Genomic DNA, 12154 nt, shown 5'->3' with positions numbered 1-12154 from the left:
TATTCCCGTACTATCGCAGAAATATCAAGTTATTTAGCCCATAATCTCTGACAAAAACGGGGAGAAAGTTTTGCGATTTACAGCCGATATTTTGTGGAATTCATCCACAGAAATCATGCCGAACATGAACATGGTTTCGAGCATTTTCTGTGCCATGTAAAAGTCGTATTCACGCTGCAATTCCTCCTGCGTAATCTCGTGTGCCACGGCGTTAGGTATCTTAAAATTCTCAATCTGTTTTACTTCCATTGTGATTCCTCCAGTCCGGGGAACGGTGGAAATGTTCCCTCTGCCTATAAGCGAAAAGACAGGCTGAATCGAACCCCCTAAAGGCAAAAAAATAATGCCCTTCAAGGAAAAATCCTCAAAGGGCATCGTGTTAGTTCGGAATTTTGAGTTTCCAACCGCTATAAATCACATTGGAAGAAAGTCCATTCAGTTTCTTGATTTCGGTGTATGGTTCTATAATTTTTAGGGTTGATGGAATTTTTCCACCAACCCTATTTTGTGTATACAAAAAGGCCAACATCCATTATATTAAAAGCGCTGAAACCTAAAACAAAAGGATGATGACCATATGAACAATATACTAGAAGCTACACTACTAATCAAAGATAAAAACATGATTTGGGATAATAAAGTTCAAGAGAAGGTATTTAAAAAGAGAAAATCTTTATTTTATTCAGCTACATATACGCATAAACCAGAATTTTGTACTGTTTGTGGATGTGTTAGCCAAAATAATAATATCGTTAAAAACGGCACGAAAACATCTCGTATCACTCTCTGTTCTGTTTCAGGCCTTCCGGCCTACTTAAATCTACGCAAGCAGAGATTTCTCTGTAGAGAATGCGGCTCTTCATTTACCGCAGACACTAGTCGAATCGTAGAAAAACACTGTCATATCTCTAAAAGATTAAAAAATGAAATCAAATCAAAAATTAGTGAAACAGTATCTGAAACATATATCGCAAAAGAAACAAATGTTTCAGTTCATACTGTAAGACGTATCATAGATGATACAGCACGATTATTGACCATTAAACCATTACACGATTTACCTGAGCATTTGTGTTTTGATGAATTTAAATCCGTTAAATCTTCCGATAGTAATATGAGCTTCATTATTTGTGATAGCACTACACACAAGCTGGTCGATGTTGTACGAGATAGAAAATCTTACAGTTTGAAACAATATTTTTATCGTTTTGAGCCTAAGACTAGATTAAAGGTAAAAACCATCTCTATCGACATGTACGTACCGTACATTCAATTAATAAAAGAAATGTTTCCTAACGCTAAAATTATCATTGATCCTTTTCACATCGTACAAGCCTTAAATAGAGAATTAAATCGAACTCGGGTACGTGTCATGAATCAGCATCGTTATAAAGACGCTAAATTATATCGAAAGTTAAAACATTATTGGAAGTTAATTTTAAAGAATCCTAATGAACTTCAGAACTATAAATATAATCGTTATAAGCTTTTTGAAAGCTTTATGACAACCCAAGGAATTGTGGATTATATCTTAGAAAACAATCCATCTCTTAAACATGATTATGAGGTTGTACATTCACTTCGTGAATGTATACAGGATAGAGATTATATAGAATTCAAGGAAACGATTGAAGCAGCTACGCAATTAGACCTATCTCCTGGGTTAAAAAGAGTATTAAAGACTCTTATGACTTACTTGCCATATATTCAAAATACTTGTGAGTATCCAACTAGAACAAATGGCCCTATCGAAGGAATAAACAATAAAATAAAAGTGCTTAAAAGAAATGCCTACGGTTTTAAAAACTATTACCATTTTAGAAACAGGATTATCTTAATAACAAAAATGTTTGGCCCAAAACAAAAAGGAATTAAGCAACAATTAGTTGCTTAATCCCTTCCTAAAATTCTTCATCAACACTATTTGACAAAGAGCCAATAAAATCAGCATTTTCTTTCTTAAATGATATTTTTATTTCCACAAGTAAAGCACGATCTTTTGATTCGGCTAAAACGTATATATCTGTTTTAGGCTCCCCCTTTGAGCAGGTAGGTTTTCCAGATTTTCTGATTATGTAATCTACCCCAGATAATACAAACGATTGTCCAATCGCCAATAATCTTTGTATATTTCTCTCTGCATCTCCAAAAGTCGCCATATTATTCAACCCCCTTATTTTTATCAGCATTAGCTCCACCGCCGTTTTTAATCCATTCGTCAATTTCACTTATTTTAAATTTCCAAAGCCTTCCTACACGATGACAAGGAATACTCTTATTCTTAATCCAGCGATGCAAAGTGTCTTTATTGATACCAAGATGCTCTGCTATCTCTTTGCTTGATACCCAGTGTTCAACCTTATTATCCATTTGCACCCTCCTTAAATAAGATAATTAATTTTATCACATTTTTTTATGTTTGTATATAATTTAATTTGTTTTGATATGCATAGATATGTTTTAACATGTATAAGCACTTATTAAATATCGTGAATATCAGTAGACCAAAACAATAAAAAGCCAGAGTATATAAATACTTCTGGCAGATACTAAAACCAATTATTTATGATCTATTATCATTTATCGCGTACATACTAATAACTTTACACAACCAAACATGCATATAATTTCAATTTTACTTCATATATAACATCTATCCTATCTCCTCGACCCTACGAATTTATCTAACCTGTCAACTCAACCCCACGCACTTTATTACAGTCGACCTGTTTCCTCAATAAACAAAAACAAGGATTTTCAAGATTAAAAGGCACTGCCAGACATTAGGCAGAAAATCTTTCAACCTAGAAAACCCTTTATTTATCAGTGTTTTAAATACTCCTATTTCTCCACCCTTGACATCAATACTACGCACTCAACATGGTGCGTTTGAGGAAAAAGATCCACCGGCTGTACTTGTTTCAATTCATAGCCCAATTCTTGATAGCGTTTGATATCACGCGCCATGGTTGCTGGGTTACATGAGACATAGGTAATCTTCTCAGGTTGCATGGCAACACTAGCTTTGATGAAGCTTTCTGTCAAGCCCTTGCGTGGTGGGTCCACAATGATAACATCTGGTTTGATGCCATCCTTGCTCCACTTGGCCATGGCATTTTCAGCTGAGTAAGCCACATAGTGGGCATTTGTAATACCGTTGCGTTCTGCATTTTTCTTGGCATCTTCGACGGCTGTTTCGATGACTTCAACGCCGTAGACTTCCTTGACCTGTTTTGCAAATGACAAACCGATTGTCCCGATTCCTGAATAGGCATCAATAACAATGCTGTCGCTGTTTAAATCTGAGAAGTCAATAGCTGTTTGATAGAGTTTTTCAGCCATCTCGGTGTTAACCTGATAGAAAGACTGGGCAGAGATCTCATAGTCATTGCCCAACATCCTGTCTGTGATAGTGTCTTGGCCATAAAGGGTGCGGAACTCCTTACCAAAGATGGCGTTAGTGTTCTTATCGTTGATGTTTTGGATGATGGAAACAACACTCGGGAAGGCTTCCGTAATCTTAGCAATGACTTGGTCAATGCGGAAAACTTTTGGTCTGGTCGTTACAAAGACCAACATCATCTGACCTGAATAATGACCACGACGAACTACCAAATGACGAATCAAACCTGTCTGCTCCTTCTCATCATAAGGTTTGAGGTCATAGCGACGGAGAAGGTCACGGACAAAGACAATGAGTTTATCAATTTCCTTGTCTTGGATAAGGAAATCCTCAATTGGAATCAAGTCGTGCGAATTCTTACGGTAGAAACCTGTTTCAAGCTGACCTTTAACGCGGCGAACGGGCACCTGCGCCTTATTACGGTAAGCGTACGGTGTATCCATCCCCAATGTTTCAGCGACTTCTACGTCTGAGATACCTGCTGTCTTGTAGAGATTGTCCACAACTTGTTTACGTTTGAACTTGAGCTGCTCCTCGTAAGTCATATGACCAAAATCAGCAATTCCTGAACGGAGATAGGTTGCATCAATGTCCTGATTGCGGTTTGGTGAAAGAGTCACATACTCCTCAACCTTACCAAAGCCGATATTTTTCTTGAGCTTAAGCACTCGCATCTTGATGACTTCGCCTGGGAGGGCATTATCCACGAAAAAGACAAAGCCGTCCACCTTGGCAACGCCTGCTCCTTCATGTGTCAAATCAACAATTTCAACTTCTACAATAGCGTTTTTATTTAACATAATTCAACTTTCTTTACTCTTATAGGGCTTAAGCACATCTTCCAAAGCCTTTTACTACCCTCCATTATAGCACATATAAATCAAATTTATGGCTGGCCATAAATAATATAGATTTTTCAGAAAAGTCATACAGTGCTATCATAGGTCCATGACAAAAAATTTAACGGCTCGGCAACTTGGCTAGATGTCGTTTCTATCTAAAGGAGAATAATCATGCCAGATATTACCATTCATACAATCGAAACTGCACCAGAAGAAGTCAAAGACGTCCTTCAAACAGTCAAAGATGCCAATGGAGGATACATTCCAAACTTGATTGGTCTCCTTGCTAATGCGCCAACTGCGCTTGAAACTTACCGTACTGTCGGTGAAATCAACCGTCGCAATTCATTGACACCAACTGAACGTGAGGTTGTTCAAATTACAGCTGCTGTTACTAATGGTTGTGCCTTCTGTGTGGCAGGTCATACAGCCTTTTCAATCAAGCAAATCCAAATGACACCTCAACTTTTGGAAGCCCTTCGTAACCGTACACCAATCGAAGATGATCCAAAACTTGATACCCTTGCTAAATTCACTATTGCCGTGATCAATACCAAAGGTGCTGTTGGTGACGAAGCCTACAACGACTTCTTGGAAGCTGGCTACACTGCACAAAATGCCCTTGACGTTATCTTGGGTGTCAGCCTTGCAAGCTTGTGTAACTACGCTAACAATCTCGCACAAACACCAATTAACCCTGAACTTCAAGAATTCGCTTAATGCAAAGATAAACTAGAGGAGGACCTAAGCCTATGTCACATTTTTCAAAAGAATTCCTTACTTGGTTGGACACCAACGCTGACCATATTGACCAAGAGTCTGGACCAATTGCGGACCAACTTCTTGAAAAAATCGCTGAAAACGACGTCTTTAAGATCGGCGTACCTGCTGAGTTTGATGGCCTAGGTGGTGGTCCTACTCAAGTTGTTGATGTGCTTAATGAATTGGCACAACATTCTTTGACGGCTTCCTTTATTTCTTGGGGACACCGTACTTTCATCGAGTATATCCTAGCTAGCGACAATGCTTACCCTCGTGAAACATGGTTGAAAGAATTGTATACTGGTGAACGTGCTGGTGGAACTGGCTTGTCTAATGCAGTCAAATTCTTGTCTGATATTGAAGAATTGAATGTTACTATCAGCCAAGAAGGTGATGACTACTATCTCGATGGTCGTTTGCCTTGGGTGACTAACCTTCGTTCTGATAAATTCGCTGCTCTTTTTGCTGCTGACTTTAAAGACGGTAGCCAACCTTGGATTATCACCATTCCATCTGAAGCTGAGGGCCTCAGCCGTTCTGAAGATTTGGAATTTGTTTCCCTTCAAGGTGCTAACACTGCCTCTCTTACTTTTGATCACGTTAAGTTAGATCCTAATTGGGTCCTTTCAAAAGAGGGTACAGACTATATTGCTAAAACACGTCCGAACTTCCTTGGCTTCCAGTTTGGTCTTGCCTTTGGTTTGGCACAACGTTCTCTTGATGAGGTTGAAGCTAGTCTAAACAGTAACCGTAGCGTTCTTCGTGAGGAATTTGAAGCAACACGTGGAAATCTTCTTGCTATTCAAGACCAACTCTTTGCGGGTCTTAATGATGCTAATTATTTCATTGAAAAACCACGTGAACTTTTCCAATTGCGTATCGATATTGTCGACGTCGTAGCCAACAGCCTGCTCCTCGAACTTCAGGCTAGTGGTGGTCGTGGCTATTTGAAAGAATCAGAGTCAAGCTTTATCCGTCGTTGGAATGAAGGCGTCTTCCTTCCAATTGTATCTCCGAGTGCGGTACAGCTTCGTCACATTCTTGCAGCTAGCTAGAAAGGTCGGTAGACCAATGAAGGTATTTTTTAAGAAAATTCCCTTGGCCCTATCTAGTCTAGTTCTTGCCCTCTTTAGTTTATCCAATCAAATAAACCACTATGCCCTGATTGCTCAGGGCATTTGGTTTCTGGCAAGTATAGGTTTTATGCTTATACTAGGACGCTTGATTCTTGGCTTTGAACAAGTAAGGGAAGATTTGCACAATCCAGTCATTGCTTCGGCCTTTGCTAGCTACTTTATGGCTGCCTTTCTCTTTGCCAGCCGCCTTCCACTAGCTCAAATAGGCTTAAGTGTGACTTGGGTTGGGCTCCTTGGACTTTATATTGCCTATATTATTTTTTTCAGTCTGCGTTTTATGCGCCCACTATCTTTGAACCAAGTCTTTCCAAGCTGGTTCGTGATCTACGTTGGACCTGCTATCAGTCTTGTGACAGTACCAGCTAGTGTTCCAACTAGCATCAAGGGACTTATTCTGGGAGTAACGGCATTAGCGACTCTGGCCCTCTTTCCACTTGTTTTGTGGAGAATGAGACAGATAGCCATCCCTCACCTCTATCGACCTATACTTGCCATTTTAGCAGCACCTCTGGCCCTTCTCATTACCAGCTCAATCAAGAGTAATCAAAGACCTGCAACTATTATTTTACTTGCCCTACTCTTATTCTCGCAAGCATTCTTTTTCTATGCTCTTGATCTCTTCGTAAAACTGGTTAGAAAAGGCTTTATGCCACTTTTTGCAGCTTTTAGCTTTCCCTTGGTCAATAGTGTCAATGCTTTTAAGGCAGCCACTACCAGTCTTGGACTAGTCAATCCAGCTACCCAATTAGTTTATAAGGTAGAGTTCGTCTTCGTTCTTGGCATCATGACCTATTTGCTCTATCATTTTCTAAAACTCTTATACAAGGCGATTATACAAGCTCTTAATACCAAAAAACAAGCAGGTTCAGTGTGAACCTGCTTGTTTTCTTATCTAAATCCTAGTTCTTTTAATTTTGACTGATAGTTATCAAAATCAATTTCAATCCCTTGACCGCCATACAAATCATAACTGTCAATCCAATCACCATCCGAAGGAATGGTTTGCGAATTGATCCCTTTTTTGAAACTACCAGCATTTGAAAGTCCCAAATCCAACATATCAGTCATACTCATATTGGTTGAGGTCAGTGAGTAAACCTTCCCCAAAGCCTCAGGTCCATTGAAGAGATTAAGTGGATTCTTAAGCTGCTTCATAACAGCCTGCATCACTTGTTGCTGGCGCTTGGTACGGCCATAATCTCCCTCGTCATCCTTACGGAAACGAGCATAATTCAGAAGGGTGCGACCATCCATATCCTGCTTACCAACTTTAATGGTTTGATTTGGCACATGACCATTCTTGTCCATCTTCAAATCATCTGGGACTTGTACTGATGACACTTTTTTACCATCAATGGTCGCAAACTTCGCATTGATTTCCACACCATTCGGGAATAGGGTATCGACCCCTGTCGCAAAGGTTTCAAAGTCAACCATGGCATAGTACTTAATATCAATGTCAAAGTTTCGTTTGAGGGTCTCACGCATGAGCTCTGCCCCTTGATGATTATTTTGCTCACCAATATTGAAAGCCGTATTAAGTTTCAAGTCCTGAGAATAGTCGGTTTCTGAAGCCCCCTTGATATTGACCAAGGTATCTCGCATAAAGCTAACCATCTTAATCTTACCTTCTTTATTACCCACATTGACAACCATGATGGAGTCCGTTCTGGCATCGGTAGAGTCTTGGCTAACTCGCTGGTCAGAACCTAGAATAAGGATATTAACCCCATCCTTGGTATCCTTACCATTAAAGGTCTCAACTACAGCAGGCTGATAGGATTTACCATTATTACCTGCAGCAGAAAGGTCTGTTCCCTTGTAAAATTGATAGGCCATGGCTATCACTAAGAACACAACTCCAAGACTCAAGCAACTAAGCACCAGCTTAACAACTTTCTTGAGCCTTCTCTTTTTCTTTGGTCGCTTCTTCTTGGCTACTTGCGACTTGGACCTTGGAGCCGACATTGCTGAAGGAGTTACTTGTCTTTGAACCTTTTTACGTTTAGGTTTACTTTGAGCAACTTCCTCCCGATAGACGGGCAAACCTTCCTCAGTTAGCTGATTGACAGACTCATAATCACGTTCTTGATAGTAGTCAGAACGATTGTCATAAGGCTGGTGCCATGCTGCTTGATAGTCGTCTATTTGCGCTTGATACCGCCGCTCAGCTTCATAGGCATCCAACTTTCCTTGAAGATAATTGAATTCTGAGGCCTGCTGTCCATTCAGGTGAGCAAGATTTTTTAAAAGATAGCTGTAACGTAACCGTTCATGATGCGTAAACGGTCCATTGTTAGATTTGGTCATAAGATTTCCCTTTAAATTTCATAGACTTGGTAAGCACCCAAGATTTTATATCCAATTCCAACTGCAGTCAGCTCTTCAAGAGCGAACTGAGCCAACTTTTCCTTTGTATAATCACAATCAATAATAAAGAAATACTCGCCAAGTACCGTCTTCAAAGGACGACTTTCTATCTTGGTCAAGTCAATGCCTCGCCAGGCAAAGGTCGATAAGGCCTTGTAAAGTGCCCCTGGCATATTGTCAGGCAGGGTCAAGGCCAGCGTTAATTTGCAATCAATCTGATTGAGCGGAATCTCAGGAACGGTGTTCCCCAACACCCAAAAGCGGGTATAATTCTTTTCAATCTCCTGAATATCCTTAGCCAAGATTTGAAGACCGTATTCCTTAGCAGCTGCATGCGGAGCGATGGCCGCATATGGCTGATCTGGATTATCAGCGACAAAACGCGCCGCAAAGGCTGTACTGGCTGTTGTCTCAATCTTGGCATGTGGAAAATGCTGTTTAATATACTTTTTCCCTTGGGCAATAGCCTGTGGGTGTGAGAAGATTTTCTCAATTTTCTCATGATGTTTCGTCGCCATCAACTGCTGCTTGATGGGCTGAACAATCTCTGCCACAGCACGAATATCGGCCTGATGGAAGAGATAGTCTAAACTCTCATGAACAGAGCCCTCGATGGAATTTTCCACCGGAATGACCGCATAATCCACACGTCCCTCTTCATAAGACTTGATAACCTCAGTAATGGTGCCTAGAGAAACCAATTCTGCCTCAGGAAAAGCCTTTAAGGCTGCATTATGAGTAAACGACCCACTAGGGCCCAAATAACCTACATACATTTGATAAACCTTGCTACTTCTTCTGGCGTTCGGTTATCAACCGTGACAACCAAATCTGCTAAATCTTGATAGAGTGCCATTCGACCGTCATAAATAGCCTTAAAATCCTCTTTGGAATGGTTGAGAAAGAGTGGGCGCTGATTCTTGGTATCCTTTTCAATGCGATCATAGACCACATCGAAAGAAGCATGGAGCCAAACGTTATGCTTACGATTTTTCGCCAAGAGCTGACGATTGCGCTCCGTCACAACGACACCACCTCCAGTAGAGATGATGACGTCATCTCCCTCTTGAAGGAGTTCCTCCAAAGTCTCAGACTCAATCTGACGAAAGGCTGCTTCACCTTCTTTTGCAAAAAAATCAGCAATGGACATGCCGATTTTCTCCTCGATGACCTGATCCATATCCACGAAACGACCATCCAGGTATGGGGCGACGGAACTCTTACCAACTCCCATAAAGCCCAATAAAACCTTAGCCATGGAGCAATCCTTCCAAGTCACTAAAGAAGCTTGGGTAACTTGTATTGATAGCTTCCGCACGTTGCAAGTCAACCTCACCATCTTGAACCAAAAGGGCAGCAATAGCTGTCATCATACCAATACGGTGGTCACCCAAAGTATTGACCTCTGCCCCATGAAGAGCCGTCTTACCAGTGATAATCATACCATCCTCAGTTGGTACAATATCAGCACCCATAGCATTCAAGGCATCCGCTACCACCTGAATACGGTCAGTCTCTTTGACCTTAAGTTCTTCAGCATCACGAATCACAGTCTTACCTTGGGCTTGTGTCGCCAAGAGTGTGATAATTGGAAGTTCATCAATCAAACGTGGAATGATATCTCCACCAATTTCAGTTCCTTTAAGTTCTGAAGTTTCAACCGTAATGGTCGCAGATTTAGCAACCTGGTCAATATCTGAAAGGGTAATCTTACCACCCATGTCTTTGATCACATCAATGATACCCGTACGCGTCTCATTGATACCAACATTTTCCAAGACAATCTTAGAGTTAGGTACCACAAGTCCTGCTACCAACCAAAAGGCAGCTGAAGAAATGTCACCTGGGACCACAACTTCTTGAGCAGTGAAAGTTTGGCCACCAGAAATACGAATTTCCTTGCCATCTACCTGAAGCTGACCACCAAACTGCTGAATCATATCTTCCGTATGGTTACGTGTTTTTTCCTTCTCGATGATAACAGATTCGCCATCAGCTTGAAGAGCTGCAAAAATAAGGGCAGATTTAACCTGAGCAGAGGCCACAGGCAATTGGTAATGAATAGGTTTAAGAGACTTGCTACCATGCATTTTCAAAGGTGGCAAATCGCGGTCCGTCTGACCTGATACCTCTACACCCATCTGACGCAAGGGAATGGTCACACGGTCCATAGGGCGTTTTGAAAGGGAATCATCCCCAAACATCTCTACATCGAAATCTTGACCAGCGAGCACACCTGAAATCAAGCGAATGGATGTTCCAGAGTTACCCATGTCCAATTTGTTTTGAGGAGCCTTGAGACCATCAAAACCAACACCGTGAATGCGAACCACATCACCGTCATCCTCGATAGTCACACCCAGATCACGAAAGACCTGCATGGTTGAGAGGACATCCTCACCTCGTAAAATATCACGAACAGTTGTCACACCTTTAGCAAGACTTCCGAACATAATCGAACGGTGACTGATTGACTTGTCACCAGGGATACGCAAGCTGCCATGAAGACCTTGTGCCTTGGTTTCTAGTTTCATAGGTTACTCCTGAAAATTTTATAGTTACTCTCATTATACCATAATTAAAAGCCTAACCATAGACTGAATTGTCAAAATATTCACTCTCTAGTATTAGTATACTTTTCTCTTAGAAAGGCAACTGCCTCTTGAACACGGTTCCGAATTAAGTTAGCAGACTCCTCCAAGAGACGATTTTCCTCAGCCGACAAAGACAAGTGAACAGGTGCAGCCACCCCTTGACGCCCTAAAATAACTGGATAGCCAAGATAGGTCTGATAGGCTGCTTGATAGCTAGATACCGCCACTTCTTCTTGAGCATCAGAAAGGATAATAGATACCAAACGAAGAGCCGCACTGGCAATGCCGTATGAAGTATAGCCCTTACCATAAAAGACCTTGTGGCCACCCTTCATAGAAGCCATAAAAAGATTTTGACGCTCTTCTTCACTGGTCAATGCTGTAATATCTTGACCTTTGACCTTGACTTGACTCCAGGCTGTAAATTGGGAATTCCCATGTTCGCCAAGATTGTAGCCGGATACTGATTTTGGATTGACTGATAAATCATCTCCTACCGCTGCCTTCATTCTAGCTGTATCAAGTAGAGTCCCTGTCCCAATCACACGTTCTCTTGGCCAACCTGTGAACTCTTGATAGAGGGCTGATACGGCATCTACAGGGTTTGAGATAACCAAGAGTATACCTTTAAAATCCAATTTTTTGAGTTCCTGAGAAACCTGATAAACAGCTTCTCGGGTAAATGGAAATTCAGCAAAACGGTCCTCACCGGCATTATGCTGTAACTGAATATTTCCAAGAGATGAAATAATCACATCAGCATCTTCAAGTGCTGCATAATCATTAACCACGATGTTGGCATAGCTAGGCAGATTGGCCATAGCATCTTTAAAATCCTGGGCATCCGCCTCAGCCTTTTTCTCATTGATATCTATAAAGACATAACTATCAGCCAAACCTTGAGCAATAGCTCCATGAGCTACCGCAGCTCCAACATTTCCCATACCAATAATTCCAATTTTACGAGACATCATTCTCCTCCTTAATATTTGATCTTCATTCTTAGACAATCTCTTTTGAATGCAGAAAAGGGCCTGTCAACTGACA

Annotated in this window: 13 protein-coding genes; 4 read left to right on the top strand and 9 right to left on the bottom strand. The window is 41.0% G+C overall.

Going from position 1 to position 12154, the window contains the following annotated elements; genetic code table 11:
* Nucleotides 1–33: 33 nt before the first annotated feature.
* Complete coding sequence (locus BSR19_RS03520) at nucleotides 34–249, bottom strand: SHOCT domain-containing protein (RefSeq protein WP_061424511.1); 216 nt, start codon at nucleotides 247–249, stop codon at nucleotides 34–36.
* A gap of 328 nt (nucleotides 250–577) precedes the next feature.
* Between BSR19_RS03520 and BSR19_RS03510 the strand changes: the two genes are divergently transcribed.
* Complete coding sequence (locus BSR19_RS03510) at nucleotides 578–1894, top strand: ISL3-like element ISSpn3 family transposase (RefSeq protein WP_156246579.1); 1317 nt, start codon at nucleotides 578–580, stop codon at nucleotides 1892–1894.
* Between the two features lie 7 nt (nucleotides 1895–1901).
* Here BSR19_RS03510 and BSR19_RS03505 read toward each other — a convergent pair whose 3' ends face one another.
* The 3 genes from BSR19_RS03505 to rlmD all read right to left on the bottom strand — a co-directional run bounded on the left by BSR19_RS03505 (nucleotide 1902) and on the right by rlmD (nucleotide 4203).
* Nucleotides 1902–2159 carry a hypothetical protein gene (locus BSR19_RS03505; protein ID WP_156246578.1) on the bottom strand — a complete coding sequence of 86 codons (258 nt, stop codon included), beginning with the start codon at nucleotides 2157–2159 and terminating at the stop codon, nucleotides 1902–1904.
* A 1-nt stretch (nucleotide 2160) separates the two neighbouring features.
* Nucleotides 2161–2370 carry a helix-turn-helix domain-containing protein gene (locus BSR19_RS03500; protein ID WP_084870157.1) on the bottom strand — a complete coding sequence of 70 codons (210 nt, stop codon included), beginning with the start codon at nucleotides 2368–2370 and terminating at the stop codon, nucleotides 2161–2163.
* Between the two features lie 471 nt (nucleotides 2371–2841).
* On the bottom strand, nucleotides 2842–4203 hold the full coding sequence (gene rlmD, locus BSR19_RS03495; RefSeq protein ID WP_084869183.1) for a 23S rRNA (uracil(1939)-C(5))-methyltransferase RlmD: 1362 nt from the start codon (nucleotides 4201–4203) through the stop codon (nucleotides 2842–2844).
* A gap of 213 nt (nucleotides 4204–4416) precedes the next feature.
* Between rlmD and BSR19_RS03490 the strand changes: the two genes are divergently transcribed.
* Genes BSR19_RS03490 through BSR19_RS03480 form a run of 3 tightly spaced genes read left to right on the top strand, consistent with a single transcriptional unit; the run spans nucleotide 4417 to nucleotide 7017 of the window.
* Nucleotides 4417–4965, top strand: coding sequence for a carboxymuconolactone decarboxylase family protein (locus tag BSR19_RS03490; RefSeq protein ID WP_002885920.1), 549 nt, complete (start codon nucleotides 4417–4419; stop codon nucleotides 4963–4965).
* Between the two features lie 32 nt (nucleotides 4966–4997).
* A complete protein-coding gene (locus tag BSR19_RS03485) occupies nucleotides 4998–6062 on the top strand; it encodes an acyl-CoA dehydrogenase family protein (RefSeq protein WP_004182902.1) in 1065 nt (354 codons plus the stop codon).
* A gap of 16 nt (nucleotides 6063–6078) precedes the next feature.
* Nucleotides 6079–7017 (top strand): SLAC1 family transporter, encoded by a 939-nt coding sequence (locus BSR19_RS03480; protein ID WP_004182904.1) that lies wholly within the window; start codon nucleotides 6079–6081, stop codon nucleotides 7015–7017.
* A 14-nt stretch (nucleotides 7018–7031) separates the two neighbouring features.
* On the opposite strand, the gene BSR19_RS03475 is transcribed toward BSR19_RS03480, so the two are convergent.
* The 5 genes from BSR19_RS03475 to BSR19_RS03455 form a co-directional block, all read right to left on the bottom strand.
* Nucleotides 7032–8453 (bottom strand): LCP family protein, encoded by a 1422-nt coding sequence (locus BSR19_RS03475; protein WP_156246577.1) that lies wholly within the window; start codon nucleotides 8451–8453, stop codon nucleotides 7032–7034.
* Between the two features lie 11 nt (nucleotides 8454–8464).
* A complete protein-coding gene (gene pheA / locus BSR19_RS03470; protein WP_002890467.1) occupies nucleotides 8465–9289 on the bottom strand; it encodes a prephenate dehydratase in 825 nt (274 codons plus the stop codon).
* Complete coding sequence (locus BSR19_RS03465; protein ID WP_014634149.1) at nucleotides 9280–9771, bottom strand: shikimate kinase; 492 nt, start codon at nucleotides 9769–9771, stop codon at nucleotides 9280–9282. Before BSR19_RS03465 ends, pheA begins: the two co-directional genes overlap by 10 nt.
* Nucleotides 9764–11047: a 3-phosphoshikimate 1-carboxyvinyltransferase gene (gene aroA, locus BSR19_RS03460; protein WP_037603974.1), complete on the bottom strand. Its 1284-nt coding sequence runs from the start codon at nucleotides 11045–11047 to the stop codon at nucleotides 9764–9766. The genes BSR19_RS03465 and aroA overlap by 8 nt, the downstream gene beginning before the upstream one ends.
* A gap of 80 nt (nucleotides 11048–11127) precedes the next feature.
* Nucleotides 11128–12078 (bottom strand): L-lactate dehydrogenase, encoded by a 951-nt coding sequence (locus tag BSR19_RS03455; protein ID WP_156246576.1) that lies wholly within the window; start codon nucleotides 12076–12078, stop codon nucleotides 11128–11130.
* Between the last annotated feature and the right edge of the window lie 76 nt (nucleotides 12079–12154).

The organism is Streptococcus salivarius (genome assembly GCF_009738225.1).
GTDB lineage: Bacteria > Bacillota > Bacilli > Lactobacillales > Streptococcaceae > Streptococcus.
Note: the sequence above shows the minus strand (reverse complement) of the source record. Positions and strands in the feature narration are given on the sequence as shown.